The sequence below is a fragment of the Leptothrix discophora genome (assembly GCF_030705305.1).
GTDB lineage: Bacteria > Pseudomonadota > Gammaproteobacteria > Burkholderiales > Burkholderiaceae_C > Sphaerotilus > Sphaerotilus discophorus.
In genome coordinates this window covers 437,472-455,258 of record NZ_JAUZEE010000001.1, presented here as the reverse complement: position 1 = coordinate 455,258, position 17,787 = coordinate 437,472, and the positions used below count along the sequence as shown (strand labels likewise).

19 protein-coding genes and 1 pseudogene are annotated in these 17,787 nt (G+C 72.4%); 8 read left to right on the top strand and 12 right to left on the bottom strand.

The genetic code is table 11. From position 1 onward, the window contains the following. The first annotated feature begins 7 nt into the window (after positions 1 to 7). Positions 8 to 1,231 carry an SLC13 family permease gene (locus Q8X39_RS02040; protein ID WP_305747959.1) on the top strand — a complete coding sequence of 408 codons (1,224 nt, stop codon included), beginning with the start codon at positions 8 to 10 and terminating at the stop codon, positions 1,229 to 1,231. A 17-nt stretch (positions 1,232 to 1,248) separates the two neighbouring features. On the opposite strand, the gene Q8X39_RS02035 is transcribed toward Q8X39_RS02040, so the two are convergent. The 10 genes and pseudogenes from Q8X39_RS02035 to Q8X39_RS01990 form a co-directional block, all read right to left on the bottom strand. Beyond that, entirely contained in the window at positions 1,249 to 2,952 is a 1,704-nt protein-coding gene (locus Q8X39_RS02035; protein WP_305747958.1) for an ATP-binding cassette domain-containing protein, read from the bottom strand. Next, entirely contained in the window at positions 2,949 to 4,370 is a 1,422-nt protein-coding gene (locus Q8X39_RS02030; RefSeq protein WP_305747957.1) for an ABC transporter permease, read from the bottom strand. The genes Q8X39_RS02035 and Q8X39_RS02030 overlap by 4 nt, the downstream gene beginning before the upstream one ends. Continuing rightward, positions 4,367 to 5,383: an ABC transporter permease gene (locus Q8X39_RS02025; protein WP_305747956.1), complete on the bottom strand. Its 1,017-nt coding sequence runs from the start codon at positions 5,381 to 5,383 to the stop codon at positions 4,367 to 4,369. The genes Q8X39_RS02030 and Q8X39_RS02025 overlap by 4 nt, the downstream gene beginning before the upstream one ends. Continuing rightward, positions 5,380 to 7,617 carry an ABC transporter substrate-binding protein gene (locus Q8X39_RS02020; protein WP_305747955.1) on the bottom strand — a complete coding sequence of 746 codons (2,238 nt, stop codon included), beginning with the start codon at positions 7,615 to 7,617 and terminating at the stop codon, positions 5,380 to 5,382. The genes Q8X39_RS02025 and Q8X39_RS02020 overlap by 4 nt, the downstream gene beginning before the upstream one ends. Positions 7,618 to 7,621: 4 nt before the next feature. Beyond that, complete coding sequence (locus Q8X39_RS02015) at positions 7,622 to 8,566, bottom strand: LD-carboxypeptidase (RefSeq protein ID WP_305747954.1); 945 nt, start codon at positions 8,564 to 8,566, stop codon at positions 7,622 to 7,624. Positions 8,567 to 9,031: 465 nt separating this feature from the next. Beyond that, positions 9,032 to 9,538: pseudogene (tadA, locus tag Q8X39_RS02010) on the bottom strand (tRNA adenosine(34) deaminase TadA); the annotation flags it as partial. Between the two features lie 240 nt (positions 9,539 to 9,778). Then, complete coding sequence (locus Q8X39_RS02005) at positions 9,779 to 10,546, bottom strand: tetratricopeptide repeat protein (protein ID WP_305747953.1); 768 nt, start codon at positions 10,544 to 10,546, stop codon at positions 9,779 to 9,781. Then, positions 10,539 to 10,835, bottom strand: a complete 297-nt coding sequence (locus Q8X39_RS02000) for a hypothetical protein (protein WP_305747952.1) — start codon at positions 10,833 to 10,835, stop codon at positions 10,539 to 10,541. Before Q8X39_RS02000 ends, Q8X39_RS02005 begins: the two co-directional genes overlap by 8 nt. 145 nt (positions 10,836 to 10,980) lie before the next feature. Beyond that, positions 10,981 to 11,364: a hypothetical protein gene (locus tag Q8X39_RS01995; RefSeq protein WP_305747951.1), complete on the bottom strand. Its 384-nt coding sequence runs from the start codon at positions 11,362 to 11,364 to the stop codon at positions 10,981 to 10,983. A gap of 101 nt (positions 11,365 to 11,465) precedes the next feature. Further along, positions 11,466 to 12,683, bottom strand: a complete 1,218-nt coding sequence (locus tag Q8X39_RS01990; RefSeq protein ID WP_305747950.1) for an ammonium transporter — start codon at positions 12,681 to 12,683, stop codon at positions 11,466 to 11,468. Between the two features lie 212 nt (positions 12,684 to 12,895). On the opposite strand from Q8X39_RS01990, the gene Q8X39_RS01985 reads away from it, so the two are divergent. The 5 genes from Q8X39_RS01985 to gloA2 all read left to right on the top strand — a co-directional run bounded on the left by Q8X39_RS01985 (position 12,896) and on the right by gloA2 (position 15,279). Beyond that, positions 12,896 to 13,294 (top strand): GFA family protein, encoded by a 399-nt coding sequence (locus Q8X39_RS01985; protein ID WP_305747949.1) that lies wholly within the window; start codon positions 12,896 to 12,898, stop codon positions 13,292 to 13,294. 131 nt (positions 13,295 to 13,425) lie between these two features. Beyond that, positions 13,426 to 13,833: an SRPBCC domain-containing protein gene (locus tag Q8X39_RS01980; protein WP_305747948.1), complete on the top strand. Its 408-nt coding sequence runs from the start codon at positions 13,426 to 13,428 to the stop codon at positions 13,831 to 13,833. Positions 13,834 to 13,842: 9 nt separating this feature from the next. Beyond that, complete coding sequence (locus Q8X39_RS01975) at positions 13,843 to 14,391, top strand: DUF4256 domain-containing protein (protein ID WP_305747947.1); 549 nt, start codon at positions 13,843 to 13,845, stop codon at positions 14,389 to 14,391. Between the two features lie 22 nt (positions 14,392 to 14,413). Then, entirely contained in the window at positions 14,414 to 14,875 is a 462-nt protein-coding gene (locus Q8X39_RS01970; RefSeq protein WP_305747946.1) for a methyltransferase family protein, read from the top strand. Between the two features lie 20 nt (positions 14,876 to 14,895). After that, positions 14,896 to 15,279, top strand: a complete 384-nt coding sequence (gene gloA2, locus Q8X39_RS01965; RefSeq protein WP_305747945.1) for an SMU1112c/YaeR family gloxylase I-like metalloprotein — start codon at positions 14,896 to 14,898, stop codon at positions 15,277 to 15,279. 12 nt (positions 15,280 to 15,291) lie between these two features. On the opposite strand, the gene Q8X39_RS01960 is transcribed toward gloA2, so the two are convergent. Further along, positions 15,292 to 16,206: a LysR family transcriptional regulator gene (locus tag Q8X39_RS01960; RefSeq protein WP_305747944.1), complete on the bottom strand. Its 915-nt coding sequence runs from the start codon at positions 16,204 to 16,206 to the stop codon at positions 15,292 to 15,294. A 129-nt stretch (positions 16,207 to 16,335) separates the two neighbouring features. On the opposite strand from Q8X39_RS01960, the gene Q8X39_RS01955 reads away from it, so the two are divergent. Beyond that, on the top strand, positions 16,336 to 16,734 hold the full coding sequence (locus Q8X39_RS01955) for a tautomerase family protein (protein ID WP_305747943.1): 399 nt from the start codon (positions 16,336 to 16,338) through the stop codon (positions 16,732 to 16,734). 108 nt (positions 16,735 to 16,842) lie between these two features. Then, the gene (locus Q8X39_RS01950) at positions 16,843 to 17,418 is read left to right on the top strand and encodes a dihydrofolate reductase family protein (RefSeq protein ID WP_305747942.1); all 576 of its coding nucleotides are present in this window, start codon (positions 16,843 to 16,845) and stop codon (positions 17,416 to 17,418) included. Between the two features lie 20 nt (positions 17,419 to 17,438). Here Q8X39_RS01950 and Q8X39_RS01945 read toward each other — a convergent pair whose 3' ends face one another. Continuing rightward, the gene (locus Q8X39_RS01945; protein ID WP_305747941.1) at positions 17,439 to 17,756 is read right to left on the bottom strand and encodes a cupin domain-containing protein; all 318 of its coding nucleotides are present in this window, start codon (positions 17,754 to 17,756) and stop codon (positions 17,439 to 17,441) included. Positions 17,757 to 17,787: the final 31 nt, after the last annotated feature.

Below are 17,787 nucleotides of genomic sequence, written 5' to 3'. Positions count from 1 at the left end.
ACCCGCCATGACCCCGGCCCAGGATGTCACCGTCCTCGTCTTCGCGCTCGTCTACCTCGGCATGGTGCTGGGCGGCCTGCCCTTCCTGCAGCTGGACCGCACCGGCGTGGCACTACTCGGCGCGATCGCGCTGATCGGCGGCGACGTGCTGTCGATGCAGGATGCCGCGCAGGCCGTTCACGTTCCCACCGTCATCCTGCTGTTCGCCTTCATGGTCGTGTCCGCCCAGATGCGCCTGGGCGGCTTCTACGACTGGGCGACGCGCCGGCTGGCCGCCCTGCCGCTCTCGCCCGCCGAGCTCCTGGGCGCGCTGATCGTGGTCAGCGCGGTGCTGTCGGCGGTCTTCAGCAACGACATCGTCTGCCTGGCGGTTGCGCCGGTGCTGGTGGACGCGGCCCGGCGGCGCGGCCTGAACCCGCTGCCGCTGCTGCTGGCGCTGGCCTGCGCGTCCAACATCGGTTCGGCCGCGACGCTGATCGGCAACCCGCAGAACATGCTGGTCGGCGAGACCCTGAAGCTCGACTTCGCCGGCCATGTGCGGGATGCGACGCCACCGGTGCTGCTGGCACTCGGCCTGACCTGGGCGATCGTCGCGTGGCTGTTCCGCGGGCGCTGGACCGGGCCGGTCGAGGCGGGCACCGGCGTGGCCGAGATCGCGTTCGACCGCTGGCAGACCGCCAAGGGCCTGGGCGTCGCGCTCGGCATCGTCGCGTGTTTCCTGCTGACCGACTGGCCGCGAGAGGTCATCGCGCTGACCGGCGCTGGCCTGCTGCTGCTCAGCCGCAAGCTGCACTCGCGCGACATGCTCGGACTGATCGACTACGAGCTGCTGCTGCTCTTCATCGGCCTGTTCATCGTCAACCATGCCTTCGAGGCCACCGGCCTGCCGCAGCAGGCGGTCGACGCGCTGGCCCGGGCCGGCATCGCGCTTGCCGACCCGGCGCCGCTGGCGATCACGACCTTCGGGCTGTCCAACCTGGTCTCCAACGTGCCCGCCGTGATGCTGCTGCTGCCCCATGCGACGCATGCGCTGGCGGGGTTGACGCTGACCCTGGTCAGCACGCTGGCGGGCAACCTGCTGATCGTCGGCAGCATCGCCAACATCATCGTGGTCGATGCGGCCCAGCGGCGCGGCGTGGCGATCGACTGGCGCACCCATGCGCGGGTCGGCGTGCCGGTGACACTGGGTTCGCTGGCGGTGACCGGGCTGTGGCTGGCCTGGCTGGCCTGACCACCGGAGCGGCCTGTTCACAACCTCGGCAGGGCTGCCCACAGCGAACGCGTGACCGGGTGGCGCTGGCCGGCCACGGGGTCCAACACGCGGTCGACCGGACCGGACTCGACGATGCGGCCGGCGTCCATCACCGCCACCTCGTCGGCGATGGCCTCGACCAGCGCGAGGTGATGGGTGATGAAGACCATCGCCACGCCGGTCTCGCGCTGAAGGTCGCGCAGCAGGCTCAGCACCTGAGCCTGCGTGATCAGGTCCAGCGCCGAGGTCGGCTCGTCGCAGACCAGCAGGCGTGGCTGGCAGGCCAGCGCCCGCGCGATGGCCAGGCGCTGGCGCTGGCCGCCCGAATAGGCATGCGGATGGCGGCCGAGGTCCAGGCCCGCCAGCCCGACCTGCTCGACCAGACCGGCCAGGCGCGCGGCGCGGCGGCCGGCATCCCAGTCCGGGCGCAGCGCCGCGAGCGTCTCGGCCAGCATGTCGCCGACACGCTGGCGCGGGTCCAGCGACGCGAGCGGGTCCTGGAAGACCAGCTGCACGTCGCAGCGGGCCTGTCGCAGCGCCCGCCCCTTCAGCCCGCCCAGGTCGACGTTGTCGAGCAGGATCGAGCCCTCGAGCCTCGCCGACGCCGGCAGCAGCCGCGTCAGTGCCAGTGCAACGCTGGACTTGCCGCATCCGCTCGCGCCGACCAGCGCCAGCGTGCGCCCGGCCGCGAGCTCGAAGCCCACGCCGTCGACGGCGACATGGCCCGGCTCGCGTCCGATCAGCCCGGTCCGGCGCGCCGGGTAGGCGATGCGCAGCGCGTCGACGCGCAGCAACGGCGCGGTCGGGGTCGGGGTCGGGGTCGATCCCGGGCGCAGCTCGGCCTCCCCACGCCCCCAGCCCGCGCCACCTGGCACCGCATCCAGCAGCTCGCGCAACAAGGGCAGCGCCGGCGCACCATCGCGCCCCAGCAGCAGCGCGGTCGGACCGGCGGCGACCAGGCGGCCGTGGTCCAGCAGCGCGATGCGGTCGGCATGCCGGGCCGCGATCGCCAGGTCGTGCGTGATCAGCAGCAGGCCCAGCCGGCGCTCGGCCTGCAGGCGCTCGATCAGGCTCAGCACCTGAGCCTGCGTCAGCACGTCCAGCGCCGAGGTGGCCTCGTCGGCGATCAGCAGCTCAGGCTCGCCGGCCAGCGCGATGGCCAGCATCGCGCGCTGCTGCTGGCCGCCCGACAGCTCGAAGGCATGGCGGTCCAGCGCCGATGCCGGCAGGCCGACCTCGTCGAGCCAGCGCCGCGCCCGCGCCCCAGCCGCCGCACCGCGCAGCGCCGTGTGGGCCTCGATGGCCTCGCGCAGCTGACGGCCGATCGTCAGCACCGGGTTCAGGCTCGCGCTCGGGTCCTGAAAGACGATGCCGATGCGGCCGCCGCGCACCGGTCGCATCGCGTGTTCGGGCAGGTCGGGCAGGTTCTGCGTTGGCGCGCGACGGCCGTCGTGGGCCTCCGGGCCGCCGCGTGCGGCCAGGCGGACGTCGCCCGCGGCGATCCAGGCGTTTTCCGGCAACAGCCGCATCAGCGCCGCCGCCGTCAGGCTCTTGCCGCTGCCCGAAGGCCCGACCAGCGCGACCGTCTCGCCGCGCCGCAGCGCCAGCGACAGGCCGTGCAGCATCCGGCGCGGCCGCGGCTGCGCGTCGTCGTCCAGATCGACGCACAGCTCGGCGATGTCCAGCAGCAGCGTGCTCACGACCGTCCTCCGACGGACAGCGCGGCACGCGGGTCGAAGGCCTGCCGGATCGCATCGGCCAGCACGTTCAGCGCCAGCACCAGCACGACCATGAAGACGAAGGCCGCGCCAACCGACCACCAGACCACCGGCTCGCGCAGCAGCTCGCTGCGGGCCAGGTTGATCATGCCGCCGAAGCTCTGCAGCGCCGGGTCCACGCCGACGCCGACATAGGTCAGCACGGCCTCGTAGAGGACCAGCATGGACAGGTCCAGCGCGGCCTGGATCAGCACCAGGTGGGCGACGTTCGGGGCCAGGTGGCGCCAGACGATGCGCCCGTCCGACAGGCCGGCGCCGCGTGCCGCACGGATGAAGTCCTGCTCGCGCAGGCGCAGCGTTTCGGCCCGGACCAGCCGGCACAGCCCCGCCCAGCCGCCCAGGCCCAGGATCAGGCACAGCAGCATCAGCTTGGCGTCGGCCCGCTCCAGCGCCGACGCGAAGGCGTCCGGATGGGCGTCGATCGCGGCCTGCGCCAGCAGCACGCCGGCCGCGATCAGCAGCACGTTGGGGATGGCGGCCAGCACGGCGGTCAGGCCCTGAACCGCCGCATCCGCCGCCCCCCGGTACCAGCCCGCCAGCAGGCCCAGCGCGAGCGCCGGCGGCACCGTCGCGAGGCTGGCCAGCAGGCCGATCACGAAGGCGGTGCGCACGCTCTTGAGCGCCTGAACCAGCACATCCTGGCCGATCCGGTCGGTGCCCAGCACATGCCAGGCATCGGCCCAGCTCGCGATCACGCCGGCCAGCATCGCCAGCAGCGCGGCGGCCAGGGCCGCTTCTCGCGCCGGGCCAGCCAGCCGGTCCGGCCGGCGGCGCGTCACCGCGACGACCGCCAGCAGCGCGACGCCCAGGCCGAGCGCCGCACCCGCCAGCGCGCGGCCGGCCAGGTCCGCCAGCCGGCCGTCGACCGAGCCGCCCAGGTGCGCGCCGCCGTGCACCAGCCGCAACGGCTCGCGCCGCACCTCGCCGTCGCGCACGACGCTCTCGCGGGCCAGCGTCCAGGCATCCAGCGGCCGCGAGTAGCCCGATTCGCGCATCGCCAGCGGCCGGGCCAGCAGCAGGTCCAAGAGCGACTCGGTCTGGGTCGCATGCACGACGGGCGCACCGACCGACGCTCCCACCGGCCCCGGCAGCGCGCGCCGGAAGTGCAGGCTATCGACCAGCGCCAGCCCCGCCAGCGTCGTCAGCACGACCAGCGCCGCCGCCGCACCCGGCGTCTGCACGACACGCCCCCAGGCGCGCCGCTGCAGCGGGTCGCGGCGCAGCCGCCAGGCGCACAGCAGGCCGGCGGACAGCACGGCCCAGAGCAGCGCATCGGTCCACAGCAGCACCGGGCGGGCCTGCGCCAGCAGCATCCAGACGGGGGTCTCGGTCGGCGTCACCGGCCCTCCTCCGCCCCGTCCAGCCGGATGCGCGGATCGGCCCACAGCAGCGCCGCGTCGACCAGCAGCATGGCCGCGACGTAAAGCGCCGCGCCCAGCACGACCATGGTCCGCACGACCGCGAAGTCCTGCGCCGCGATCGCCTCGATCGCGTAGGCGCCCAGGCCGGGCAGGCCGAAGAAGCTCTCGAAGACGAGGCTGCCCAGGAAGACCAGCGGCAGCACCAGGCCGGCACTGGTCAGCACCGGCACGGCCGCATTGCGCAGCACGTGCCGACCGAGCACGGCGGCCTCGCCCAGGCCGCGCGCGCGGGCCGCACGCACATGTGGCTTGCCGGCTTCTTCGAGCAGCATCGCGCGGTACAGGCGCACATCGCCGGCCAGTCGCGTGAGCAGCGCCAGCAGCAGCGGCAGGACCAGGAACCGCCACGAGGCCCAGCCGTCCGCCCAGCCCGACACCGGCGCCAGCCGCAGCAGCTGCGAGAACAGCGCCTGTCCGGCGACGATGTAGAACAGGCTGGAGATCGACAGCATCAGCAGCGTCAGCGCACCGCCCCAGCGTTCCAGCGCGCTGCCACGCACGGCGACCAGCGCCAGCGCGATCAGCAGGCTGGCCAGCCCCTGCAGCACGAACAGCGGCAGCGCCAACTGCACGCTGACCGCCATGCGGCGAGCGACCTCACGGCCGATGTCGCCGCCGCTCTCGCTGTCGGCGCGGCCGAAGTCCAGCCGCAGCAGCGCGGCGGTGCGTTGCCAGAAGATGGTCCGGGTCAGCACAGCAGCCCCGTGTTCATCGGCATTCCAGAGCAGCGGCCGGTCGTAGCCGCGCTCGCGCTTCCAGTGCGTGACCTGCTCGGCCGTGACGCGCTTGCCGCCCAGCGCAAGGCGGGCCATGTCGTCGGGCGTGTTGATGCCGAAGAACAGCGCAAAGGTCAGCACATGCACGCCGATCAGCACCAGCGCGGCGTCGCGCAGCCGGCGCAGCAGGAAGACCACGGTGCGGCGCGCCGTCACGTCCTTGCTCCCGCCCGTGCTCCCGCCCGTGCGGAGGCCTCGGCCCGTCGATGCAGCTGGCGGCGCCAGGCCCAGGCCAGGGCAAGCGCCAGCAGCAGCGCGACGGCCAGCGGCGCCTGCCAGCGCGGCGCGTTCCACTGCGCCAGCAGGCGCGCGCGTTGCGCCGTGTCCAGCCGCAGGTAACGCAGCTGGTCCTTGGCCAGCACCGGCACGCCGGCATTGCGGACCCAGCCCTGCCAGGCCGCCCGGCCTTGCGAGATGTAGCCCCAGGCCCAGGGCGTGTCGTGCTGGACGATGGCGACGGCCTGGTCGATCAGCGCCTGCCGCGCCGGCCCGTCGGGCAGCAGCTGGATCTGGCGGAACAGCGCGTCGTAGCGGGCATCGGCGTAGTTCGACAGGTTCTCGCCGTCGCCCCGACTCTTGCCATTCGGGCCATGCAGCAGGAAGAGGAAGTTCTCGGCGTCCGGATAGTCGGCACCCCAGCCGGCGAAATAGAGCTGGTGGCGACCCTTGCGGACCTTGTCCTGGAACTGGTTGTTGTCGGTCGCACGCAGGTCCAGCGTGATGCCGAGCGCGGCGAAGCGGCCGGTCAGCCAGGCGATCTCGGCGCGCAGCTCGGGCGTCATCGCGCGGTAGAAGTCGAGGTGCAGCACCAGCGGCTGGCCGGACTGCGCCTCGCGGCCGTCGGGGTAGCCGGCCTCGCGCAGCAGCGCACGGGCCTCGTCCAGGCTGCGCCGCTCGGCCCGGCCGCCGCCGGGCGCCTGCGGGTGGTCGACCCAGCGGTGCGTCACCGGGTTGACGCCCTCGCGCGTGCCCTGGCGCGAGCCGGCCACGCCGGCCGGCAGCGGCCCCATCGCCTCGACCCCGCCCTTGGCCGGGAAGATGCGGGCGTGCTCGCCCCAGTCCAGCGCGATGGCGACGGCCTGGCGCAGCGCCCGGTGGCGGCGCTCGCGCTCGGGCGTGTCGCCCCGGCCGACCACCGGGTCGAGCATGTTGAAGCCCAGGTACCAGACCACCAGGTCGCCAGCCTCGGGCAGCTGCAGGCCGCGCTCGACCAGGCGGGCGCGGGTGGCCTCGTCGTCGCGCATGTCCAGCGCATGGTCAGCGCCCCGGTCGGTGCGCTCGACCTCGGGTGCGTCGAGCCACCCTTGCAGGAACTTGGTCTTGAGCGTGGCGGCCTCGCGCTCGATGCGGAACTCGATCCGGTCGATGAAGGGCAAGGTCCGGCCACAGTCGGCCAGCAGACCCCGTTCGGCGTCACCGGGCATGCCCTCGCAGGGATAGGTCTCGTGGCGGAAGTTCGGGTTGCGCACCAGCACGTGGCGGCGGTCCTGTTCATGGACCGCCAGCATGTAGGGCCCGGTGCCCACCGGCCAGCGGTCCAGCGTCAGGCCGCGCCGGGCCCGGCCGGGCTCGGCGTGGAAGGCCTCGACCTCCCACGGCACCGGCGCGACGAAGCTGGTCGCCAGCCAGTAGCGGAAGGCCGGGTAGCGGCCCTTTAGGCGGATGCGCAGCGTGTGCGTGTCCGGCGCGGTGACGCCTGCCAGCGGCCAGCGGCGGAAGTCCAGCCAGGGCAGGTCCGGGCTGTCCGGCGGCAGGCCGGCACGCAGCCGGGCGTCCTCGGCACGGACCTGGGCGCTGTACGCGGCCATGCCCACCACATGCTCGGCCAGCAGGCTGTGCAGCGGCGCGGGCAGGCGCGGCGTGGCGTGGCGCTGGAAGGCCAGCACGAAGTCGGCGGCGACGAGCTCGCGCGTGTCGAGGTGCGGGAAGTCCAGCGGCGCGTCGGGCTCGTCGACCAAGCGTTCGGCCTGCTCGCCGTGGTAGCGGAATCGGCCTTGCGCATCGCGCGCGAACGCCGGGTGTGGCTGGTAGCGCACACCGGGCCGGATGGCGATCTCGTAGACGCTCTCGGCGACCCGTTCGTCCGGCGCGCCATCGGGAAGGGTGCGCCCCTGCGCGTCCTTCAGCACCGGATCGGGCACGGCCAGCGCCAGGCGCGGGATCAGCGTGTACGGCCGCTTCAGGTAGTGGTAGGCCAGCAGCGGCTCGTAGACGCTGTAGGTGTAGGGCGTGTCCTGGTTCCAGTAGGACGCGACCGGGTCGAGGTGGCGCGGCGAGCGCTCGGTGAAGGCGGTGTAGAGCGTGTTCGCCTCGGCCGCGCCGGGCGGGTACGGGCTGTTGCCGCAGGCCGCCAGCAGGGCCAGCGCGGTGCTCGCCAGCCAGCGCCGCACCGCCTCAGCCCCAGGCCACCAGCGCGTCGCGGCCCTGCACCACCAGGTCCGCCTTCAGGCCGGACGGCAGCGTGACCTTGGTGCGGCCATGTCCGATCGGCAGCCCGGTCAGCACCGGCACGTCGCAGACGCTGCGCAGGTGCTCGACCACGGCCTTGAGGTTGTAGCCCCGGTCCAGCGGGCTCTTCTTCCAGCCGCTGAAGTCGCCCAGCAGGACGGCCTTCTGCGCGCCCAGCACGCCGGCCTGGTGCAGCTGCAGCAGCATGCGCTCGACCCGGTAGGGATGCTCGTTGACGTCCTCCAGGTACAGGAGGCCGCCGCGCACCTTGGGCCAGTGCGGCGTGCCCAGCAGGCTGGTCAGCACGCACAGGTTGCCGCCCCAGAGCCGGCCGCTGCGTTCAAGGCCATCGTGGCCCTCCGGCACGCGGAAGCCGATCGCCTCCAGCTCGCCGCTGACCGCCTCGTGGAAGCAGTCGGGCGTGACCTCGTCGAGCCCGCCGTCGGCCTCGCTGGCGCCAAAGTCGGCACAGGCCAAGGGGCCGTGCCAGGTCACCGCGTTCGGGCTGTTGCCGATGTGGGCCAGCAGGCCGGCCTGCAGTGCCGTCTGGTCGCTGTGGCCGACCCAGTGGGTGCCACGCTCGACCGCCTGGGCGATCCGCTGCCAGTCGATCCGGTCGAGCAGGCGGGTCAGGCCGTAGCCGCCCCGGCTGGCCAGCGCGACATGCGGCGCGGCATCGGCGACGCGGTGCAGCGCGGCCAGGCGGGTGTCGTCGTCACCGGCGAAGCGCTGGTGGCGGGCCAGCGCGGACCCGTCCAGCGTGACGCGGTAGCCGGCCTGGCCCAGGCGCTTGACCGCGCGCCGCAACACGGCGGCCTGCGCGACGACGCCGGACGGGCTGTAGACATGCAGGTCGCCCAGACCCGGTTCGGAAGACGGCTCAACGGTCATCAAGGACTTTCAGACGGCAGGTCAGCGGGGATCGGCAGCCAAGCCAGACGAGACCGCGCGGTTGCGGCCTGGCGGGCACACGCGGCGGGACGTCCGGCCAGGCAGTCAGCTGCGAGAGGACGGCCCGCGCTTCTTCTCGTCGATCAGCGGGGTCAGCGCCGCAAATGCGCTCAAGCCACCCAGCTGCGTCAGCGAGGCCTCGGCCACGTCCGGCACCGGCAACGGATCGATCGGCGCGAGCTGGGTCACCGGCATGTCCTCGATCACCTCGGGCAGCGTGAAGGTCAGCGCATCGGTCTCGCGGGTCGTGTCCGGCGGCCCCGGCGGATGGCCGCCGATGTCGACCACCGGCGCGGCATGGCGCCCGGACTCGCGCGCGGCCGGGTGGCCCAGGATGGGCGCGTGCACCAGGCCGACCGGCGCATCGTGCGACGGCTGGCGGGCATCGTGGCCATCGCGCTGCGCCTCGCCGTGCGGCAGGCCGGCCATGCCCTCGGCCCCGCGGGCCAGGCGTTCGGCCCGCTGCTGGGCCCGGCGTTCGGCGAAGAAGTCGTGCAGCACCCGGCCGCAGGGCTCTTCCAGCACGCCGCCGACGATGGACGTGTGGTGGTTCAGCTGGTTCAGCCCGAACAGGTCGACCACCGAGCCGGCCGCACCGGTCTTGGGGTCGCGCGCACCGAAGACGACGCGCTTGAAGCGGGCGTGCAGCAGCGCCATCGCGCACATCGGGCAGGGTTCGAGCGTGACGTAGAGCTCGCAGTCCGGCAGCCGGTAGTTCTCGACCAGTGCGGCGGCATGGCGCAGCGCGACAAGCTCGGCATGCGCGGTCGGGTCGTGCGTGGTGATCGGCCGGTTGTAGCCGGTCGCCAGCACCTGCGGGCCGTGTTCGGTGTGCTGGACGATGACCGCGCCGACCGGCACCTCGCCGGCCAGGTGGGCGTTGAGCGCCTGGTCCAGCGCCAGCCGCATCATGTGCTCGTCGACCGGCGTGACGCTCGACGGCAGGGGGTAGTGGTCGATCCCGGTGCCGAGCTCGGCAGGCGGTACGGACGGGTCAGGAGCGCGGGGGTCGGACATCTCGGTCTCGGCGGCATCGATCGGGAAGACACACGGGCAGGTCAAGGCCCGGACTGGCCTGCATTGTCTCCGCTGCGGCATGCCCGCAGCCGTGGCATCGCGGCCACCCGCACCTGCCGTCGCGGACCGGACCGATCAATTCCCGGTCTGGCCCCGAGGTGCCTGCGTGACCCAGCAGGATGCGAGCGACTGCCGTGCGGCGGCCGCATCGACCGGCGCGGCAAAACGCGATGCGAACCCGGCATCGAGCATGAACGGCCGGAACTGGCCGTCCTCGCACAACCACCGGACCATGCCGGGCTCGGCCTGCAGCATGTCGGTCAGGACCTGGATCGCCTCATCCCTGCGCTTGACGTGTTCGAGCATGACGACCAGGTTGTAGGCCGCCCAAGGTTGACCGCCCTGGCGCAGGCGGATCGACTCGCGCAGATGGCGCTCCGACAAGGCCAGCGCCTGCGACTCGGCGGTCTCCAGCTCGCGCCGGCGGTCCGCCGACAGCTTGGGCGCCTTGCCGGACTGGCGCAGCGACTTGGCCAGCCGCAGTTGCGCATAGCCCAGCATGGCCTGCGCATCGGCGTTGTCGGGAAACCGGTCGACGTAGGCCTGGTAGCTCTGGATGGCATCCGGATACTGCCGGTTCAGCAGCGACTGGGTGCCCGCCTGGATCTGGCCGAAGGCCTCGACCGTGCGGACCACCTGGGCCTCGACCTGATCCAGCTGGGCCTGCTTGCTCGACAAGGCCGCATCGAGCGCGCGCACCCGCTGCTCCAGCGGCGCCAGGCGCGTGGCGCTGTAGTACAGCGCACCGGCCAGGCAGGCGGCCCCCAGCAGCACCATCGACAACGAGGCCCTGGACGACCGTTGAAGATCGCCCAGCGTCGATAGGATCCGATCGTCATTCATGCTTGGACAGGCCTTGGATCAGACCTTCGACCAGCGTGAAGGCGCGGTGGAAGAAGTGGCTCACGCGCGCCGACGATGCCGTGACCAGCCCGGTGCTGCCGAAGACGGCCACCATCGCCGTCGTGTCCATCGCGCGGTCGGCGATCAGCTGGTAGCCCGCGAACAGCAGCATCACGAAGGACACCGCCGTCAGCAACAGGTAGACGATGCGCTCGACCTGGAACATCCGCAGCAAGCGGTCCAGCGCGTCGAGCGCCATGTTGACCATTTCCTTCTTGTCGTCCGCCATGTGCCTCTCCCAGTGGGTCCGTCATCCGACGCGACGCGAGTTTGAAGCACCGGCGGCTGGAACTGGCAGACCAGCGATCACTTGATCAGTGTCGGCGTCAGTTTTTGCACATCGCCGCCGGATGAGGCACAGGGGCGCCGCGGCTTCAGCGCAAGCCGCCCACATAGCGCCCCAGCAGCCCCTGCGCTGGCCGCAGGGAACGCGCGTCATCCAGCGGCATCGGCCCGCTGTTGGCGGCGACCCTGGCCGGTGCCGGCGGGGCGACCGCCGGCGCGGGCGGGAACAGCGCCGTCTGCAGCTTCAGGCCCCAGGCCTGCAGCTCCGGATGATCACGTTCGGCCAGGGCCAGCCGGATGATTTCCCGCGCATAGGCCTCGCTGCGCAGCAGCCATTCGACGTCGGTCACGCGCCCGATCTTGCGGCGCATGGCCACGTGCAGGTGCGCGGCGACGGCGAGCTTGTCGCTGTCGCTCAGGCGTTCCAGGGCGCGACCAGGAAAACGTTCGGGCGAGGAGGACGGTTCGGACATGGCGATTCCTGCGGGCTGCAAAGGACAAGGCTGCGCGGAGCAGTCCCGGTTCGACATGCAGGATCAGGGCCAACCCTGACCAGGCCCGTCGCGCCCGGCCTTCACTCGACCCGCTCGCCGTGCTGGCTCAGGTCCAGGCCGGCATGTTCCTGACGCGGCGTCACCCGCAGGCCCACCGTCATGTTCAGAAGCCAGAGGATCGCGGCCGTCGCCACCGCGCTGTAGAGCGCCACCGCGCCGGCGGCGGTTGCCTGCACCACCAGCGAGCCGCTCACCCCGCCGATCTGCGGGTCGGCCAGCACGCCGGTCAGCAGCGCGCCCAGCAGCCCGGCCACGCCGTGTACGCCGAACACGTCCAGGCTGTCGTCGGCCCCCAGCAGGCGCTTCAACCCGGTCGCGCCCCAGTAGCTGGCGACACCGGCCAGCGCGCCGATCAGCACCGCCGCGCCCGGACCCACGTAGCCCGAGGCCGGCGTCACCGCCACCAGGCCGGCCACCGCGCCGCTGCACAGGCCCAGCAGGGTCGGCGTGCCGCGCACCAGCCACTCGGCCGCCATCCAGGCCAGCGTGCCGGCCGCGGCCGCCATCTGCGTGTTCAGGATGGCGATGCCCGCCCGCCCATCGGCGGCCATGGCCGAGCCCCCGTTGAAGCCCATCCAGCCGACCCACAGCAGCCCGGCGCCGGCAAAGGTCCAGCCCAGGTGCGACGGCATCAACGGCACCTCGCCGTAGCCGATCCGTCGCCCCAGCATCGCGGCGGCGACCAGCCCGGCCACGCCGGCATTGACGTGAACGACGGTCCCGCCGGCAAAGTCCAGCGCCCCCATCGCCGCCAGCCACCCACCCGGCCCCCAGACCCAGTGCGCCACCGGCGCGTAGACGGCCAGCGTCCACAGCGACATGAACCACAACAGGGCAGCGAACCGCATGCGCTCGGCAAAGGCGCCCACGATCAGGGCGGGCGTGATGACCGCGAAGCTGAGCTGGAACATCACGAACACCGACTCCGGCACCGTGGGCGCCAGCGCATGACGGCTGACCACGCCATGGGCCAGGTCGACCTGCAGCGTGCGCAGCCAGGCCGCGCCGGCATCCCCGATCCAGCCATTGCCCGGCCGGAACGCCAGGCTGTAGCCGAGCGCGAACCACAGCAGCGTCACCACCGCGCACGTCGCCAGCACCTGCGCGAGCGTCGCCAGCAGGTTCTTCTTGCGAACCATGCCGGCATAGAACAGGGCCAGTCCCGGCAGCGTCATGAGCAGGACGAGCACGGTGGCGACGAGCATCCAGGCGGTGTCGCCAGGGTTGAGAGCAGGCATGGAGGTGGGGGTGTCGGTAGGGAAGGTGGCCGGATGTTGCAAATTGCGGGCCTTGTCCCGGCGCTGCCGTCGTTTCCTGCAGGCCGCGACGCCTGCCCGCCGAGTCCTGTCCACCGCAGTCGACCTCACGACACGCGGGCGCCAGCGACAGGACCGCGGGTCGCCGATATGCTCGGCGCCCGATCCTTCATCCGCACGTCAACGGAGCCACCATGCAGATCCACGGCCGATGCCATTGCGGCGCCATCGAGTTCACCGCGCTGATCGACCCTGCCAAGGTTTTCGCCTGCCATTGCACCGACTGCCAGACGATGTCTGGCGCCCCCTTCCGGGCGGTGGTGCCGGTGGCCGCCGAGGCCCTGTCGCTGAGCGGGACACCCAAGGTCTACATCAAGACCGCCCAGAGCGGCAACCGGCGTGCGCAGGGCTTCTGCGGCGAGTGCGGCACGCCGCTCTACGCGACGTCTGCCGATCAACCCACCCACTACGGCTTGCGGCTGGGCTGCGTGGACGAACGGGCACGGCTGGCCCCGAACCGGCAGGTCTGGACACGCTCGGCCATGCCGTGGCTCCAGGACCTGCATGACGTGCCGGCTTCCCCGGAACAGTGAAGCGGTCGACCGCAACGATCCCATGACGACGATCCATCGCGGCCGGTACACGGCCCCTGCGATCCCGTCCTGCCCCAACCCCGATCAGCCCAGAGACACGGCGCACCGCTGACGCCAGACCGGAGAACGACATGAAGATCACCGTCCAGACCCGCATCGCCGCCCCGATCGCCGAGATCTGGCGGGCCTACACGACGCCCGCCGACATCGTGCAATGGAACACCGCGCAGGACGACTGGCACACCACGCGGGCCAGCGTGGACCTGCAGGTCGGCGGCAAGTTCTCGTCGCGCATGGAGGCCAAGGACGGCAGCTTCGGCTTCGACTTCGAGGGCGTCTACACCGTCATCGATCCGCTGCGACGCATCGAATACGCCTTCGGCGACCGCATCGGCGTGGTCGAGTTCATCCCCGACGGCGAGGCCGTGACGGTGCAGGTGACCTTCGACGCCGAGAACGACTATCCGCCCGAGCAGCAGCGCCAGGGCTGGCAGGCCATCCTCGACCGCTTCGGCCGGCACGTGATGTCGCTGAGCTGAGCGGCCGACATGCCCGATCCCACCGACGAGGACTTGCTGGCCTTGCTGCAGACGCGCCATGCGACGCACCGGCACCGCCACGCCGGCATCGCCTGGGTCGACGTGCGCGACCGGCTCGCCGCCCATCCCCGAGCGCTGCCGGTGCTGCGGGCGATGGAGGCCAGCGGCGGCGAGCCGGACGTGGTCGGCATCGACGAGGCGACCGGCGCGATCGTCTACTGCGACTGTTCGCCGGAAAGCCCCGCCGGCCGGCGCAGCCTGTGCTTCGACCGCCAGGCGCTGGACGCGCGCAAGGAGAACAAGCCTGCCGGCAACGTGGAAGAACGCGCCGCCGCCCTCGGCATCGAGTTGCTGACCGAGGCGCAGTACCGCGCGCTGCAGGCGCTCGAACCCGTCGACCGCAAGACCTCCAGCTGGATCCGCACGCCGCCGGCGATCCGCGCGCTGGGCGGCGCGCTGTTCTGCGACCGGCGCTACGACCAGGTCTTCACGTACCACAACGGGGCCGAGTCCTACTACGCGGCGCGCGGTTTTCGCGGCCGCCTGCTGCTCGCCTGAGCGGACCATCCCGGAGTCCACGATGAGCTTCCTCGACCACAGGATTCCCCCGCCGGCCATCGGCGCACTCGTCGCGTGGGGCATGTGGGGCCTCGCCGGACAGGGGCCGTCGCTCGGCCTGGCGCCGGCCTGGCAGTCCGGGCTGGTGGCCACCCTCGTGCTGTCCGGCCTGGCCTTCGACGTCGCCGGGCTGCTGGCCTTCCGGGCCTCGCGCACCACCATCAACCCGATGCGGCCGCAGCGCAGCACCGCGCTGGTCACCGGCGGCGTCTACCGGCTGACGCGCAACCCGATGTACGTCGGCATGGCCCTGCTGCTGACGGCCTGGGCGCTGCACCTGGGCGCGTGGCTGGCGCTGGCCGGGCCGGTGGTGTTCGTGCTGTACATCACCCGCTTCCAGATCCAGCCCGAGGAGCGCGTGCTGGCCGGCCTGTTTGGCGACGCGTTCATGCGCTACGCGGCACAGGTTCGGCGCTGGCTGTGACGGCGAACGCCCTGCCCCCGATGCTGCGGCGCATCCACCACGTCGCGGTCATCTGCGCCGACATCGAGGTGTCCAAGCGCTTCTACGTCGGGCTGCTGGGGCTGCGCGTGCTGGCCGAGAACCACCGTGCCGCGCGGCAATCCTGGAAGGTCGATCTCGCGCTGCCGGACGGCAGCCAGATCGAGCTGTTCTCCTTCCCCGACGCGCCACCGCGGCCGTCCTGGCCGGAGGCGCGCGGGCTGCGCCACCTCGCCTTCGGCGTCGACGACGTGGCCGCCTGCAAGGCCCGGCTGGAGGCGGCCGGCGTGGGGGTCGAGCCCATCCGCATCGACGAGCACACCGGCCGGCGCTTCGTCTTCTTCGCCGACCCGGACGGGCTGCCGCTGGAGCTGTACGAGGCTTGAGTCCGGCCGTCGTCAGGCCAACGGCGACGCGCCGCCGTGGGCAGCCAGCCAGGCGGCCCAGTGGTCGACGCAGGCGCGCACCTTGGGCAGCCGATGGCGCTCGCGCAGCATCACCGCGTGGACGGGTGTCGGCGCCGAGCTGAACAGGTCCGGCAGGACCGGCACCAGCGCACCGGCGCGCACCAGCGGGGTGGCGACGAGGTCGGTCAGGCGCGAGATGCCCGCGCCCGCCTGCACCAGCGCGACCAGCGCGGCCGAGCTGTCGACGCGGGTGTCACCCCGAGCGGTCCAGACCTGCTCGCGGCCGTCGCGCTGGAAGGTCCAGTCGTTCAAGGCCGGTGAGGCGCTGCTGGTCACGAGCCGGTGGCGCGCCAGATCGTCCAGGTCCTTCGGCATGCCGCAGCGCGCGAGGTAGCCGGGCGAGGCGTAGAGCCCGCGCCGAAGCGTGCCGATTGGCCGGGCGACCACGCTGTCGCTGGCCGGCGCGCCGGTGCGGATCGCCACGTCGATGCCGTCCCGCACCATGTCGATCAGCCGGTCATCGGCGGCGATGTCCAGGCGCAGCGCCGGCCAGGTCGCCTGCAGGCTCGGCAGGCTGGGCGCGATCAGGGTCTGGGCCAGCACCGCGCTCACGCTGACCCGCACCCAGCCGCCCGGCGCGCCGAGCCGCCCGCTCAGGTCGGCCTGCAGCTCGGACTGGATGTCCAGCATGCGGCGCGACTGGGCCAGGAATGCGTCGCCCTCGTCGGTCAGGCTCAGGCCATGGGTCGAGCGCCGCAGTAACGCGACGCCACAGACCGCTTCGAGCCGGTCGACCGCCCGGCTGACCTGGCTGACCGGCACGTCGCGCTCGCGGGCCGCCGCCGAGAGGGTGCCCAGGTTGGCTACGCGCACGAACAGCGCGACATCGTCAAGTTGCAGGTTCATGGGGCGGCATGGTCGACAGGTTTTGCATTGACTGCAAGACCGTTGCGCCAGATGGCAGGTTTCCGGACCTTGCTTGCGCACCTAGAGTGCAAGCCAGCCCATCCACCTGACCCGACAAGGGACGAACCCATGCCCATCCTGACCGTGCTGATCGGCACCCTGCCCTCGCCGCAACTGGCCCGCGACGTCGCCGAAGACCTGCTGGAACTGACCGAGAAGGTGCTGGACAAGCGCCGCGACCTGACCTCGATCGCGCTGCAGTTCGTGCCGCCAGCGCAGTGGTTCATCGGCGGCGACAGCGTGCAGACGCTGGACCGGCCGACCGCCTTCGTCGAGATCCGCATCACCGACGAGACGAACACCAAGGCCCAGAAGGCACGTTACGTGGCGCTGGTCCACGAGGTGCTGCGCGCCCGGCTGGGTCAGCTGCACCCGGTCAGCTACGTGCAGATCAGCGACGTTCGAGGGGCCGCCTGGGGCTGGGGCGGGCGCACGCAGGAGGCTCGGGCGCATCGGCCGGAGGGGTGATACGGGCTCCGGGTGCCTCGCAGGAGGGTCGGAGGCCAGACACTGGCCGCTGCGCCTGCGGCATGGATAGCATCGTTTCCCTGTCCCTGACCGGAGGCCCGGCACACCATGACGACCCCCCGCAAGTCCAAGACCCAGTACTACACGGCGACCAGCCTGGACGGCTTCCTGGCCACCGAGGACCACTCGCTCGAATGGCTGTTCCCGCTGGGCGACATCGCCGAGACCGGCTACCCGGCCTTCATCGCCGAGGTCGGCGCGCTGGCGATGGGTTCGTCGACCTATGAATGGATGCTGCGCCACGCGGTGCGGGTGGCCGACCAGACCGGCAGTGCCTGGCCCTACACGCAGCCGACGTGGGTGTTCTCCAGCCGCGAGCTGCCGGCAGTGCCGGGCGCGGACATCCGCTTCGTGCGCGGCGACGTGCGACCGGTGCATGCGGCGATGTGGACGGCGGCCGGCGAGCGCAACGTCTGGCTGGTCGGCGGCGGAGACCTGGTCGGGCAGTTCCTGGACGCCGGCCTGCTCGACGAGCTGATCGTGCAGGTCGCCTCGGTGACGCTGGGCCGCGGCCAGCCGCTGCTGCCGCGTCGCCACACCTCGCCACCCTTTCGGCTGACGGCGGCACGCCGCATCGGCGACGGCTTCGCCGAGCTGCGCTACGACGTGCCCCGGCCCGGCTGAGGCCGGCCGGCGCCTCCCACTCAGTCCCTGCGCGCGACCCAGTAGGTCGCCCCCTCGGCACCGTAGCGCTCGCGGTGCGGCACCTCGCGGGCGACCTCGAAGCGGTCGCCCGGACGCAGGTGGCATTCGACGCCCACCGTGCCGCCTTCATCGACCGCCAGCCACATCTCGCCCTGCACCACCAGCGCGCTGGCGGCGAAGGGATGGGTGTGGGTGTCCAGCACGGTCAGCGGCGCCCAGTGGCGCTCCAACACCGCATCGGCACCGGCGGCCCGCGCGGCGGCCTCGAACTCGGCGTAGGTGGTCGTCACGGCGGCGGATTTCTCGGGGATGGACATGGCGGGCTCCAGCAGGAAGGGCCGATCAGGC

Coding starts and splice junctions, on each gene's coding strand:
- Q8X39_RS01960 (WP_305747944.1), bottom strand. CDS start 16,206: ATGAACCTGCAACTTGACGATGTCGCGCTGTTCGTGCGCGTAGCCAAC.
- Q8X39_RS01990 (WP_305747950.1), bottom strand. CDS start 12,683: ATGCCTGCTCTCAACCCTGGCGACACCGCCTGGATGCTCGTCGCCACC.
- Q8X39_RS02015 (WP_305747954.1), bottom strand. CDS start 8,566: ATGACCGTTGAGCCGTCTTCCGAACCGGGTCTGGGCGACCTGCATGTC.
- Q8X39_RS01980 (WP_305747948.1), top strand. CDS start 13,426: ATGAAGATCACCGTCCAGACCCGCATCGCCGCCCCGATCGCCGAGATC.
- Q8X39_RS02005 (WP_305747953.1), bottom strand. CDS start 10,546: ATGAATGACGATCGGATCCTATCGACGCTGGGCGATCTTCAACGGTCG.
- Q8X39_RS01955 (WP_305747943.1), top strand. CDS start 16,336: ATGCCCATCCTGACCGTGCTGATCGGCACCCTGCCCTCGCCGCAACTG.
- Q8X39_RS02000 (WP_305747952.1), bottom strand. CDS start 10,835: ATGGCGGACGACAAGAAGGAAATGGTCAACATGGCGCTCGACGCGCTG.
- Q8X39_RS01975 (WP_305747947.1), top strand. CDS start 13,843: ATGCCCGATCCCACCGACGAGGACTTGCTGGCCTTGCTGCAGACGCGC.
- Q8X39_RS01995 (WP_305747951.1), bottom strand. CDS start 11,364: ATGTCCGAACCGTCCTCCTCGCCCGAACGTTTTCCTGGTCGCGCCCTG.
- Q8X39_RS01985 (WP_305747949.1), top strand. CDS start 12,896: ATGCAGATCCACGGCCGATGCCATTGCGGCGCCATCGAGTTCACCGCG.
- Q8X39_RS02040 (WP_305747959.1), top strand. CDS start 8: ATGACCCCGGCCCAGGATGTCACCGTCCTCGTCTTCGCGCTCGTCTAC.
- Q8X39_RS01950 (WP_305747942.1), top strand. CDS start 16,843: ATGACGACCCCCCGCAAGTCCAAGACCCAGTACTACACGGCGACCAGC.
- Q8X39_RS01970 (WP_305747946.1), top strand. CDS start 14,414: ATGAGCTTCCTCGACCACAGGATTCCCCCGCCGGCCATCGGCGCACTC.
- Q8X39_RS01945 (WP_305747941.1), bottom strand. CDS start 17,756: ATGTCCATCCCCGAGAAATCCGCCGCCGTGACGACCACCTACGCCGAG.
- gloA2 (WP_305747945.1), top strand. CDS start 14,896: ATGCTGCGGCGCATCCACCACGTCGCGGTCATCTGCGCCGACATCGAG.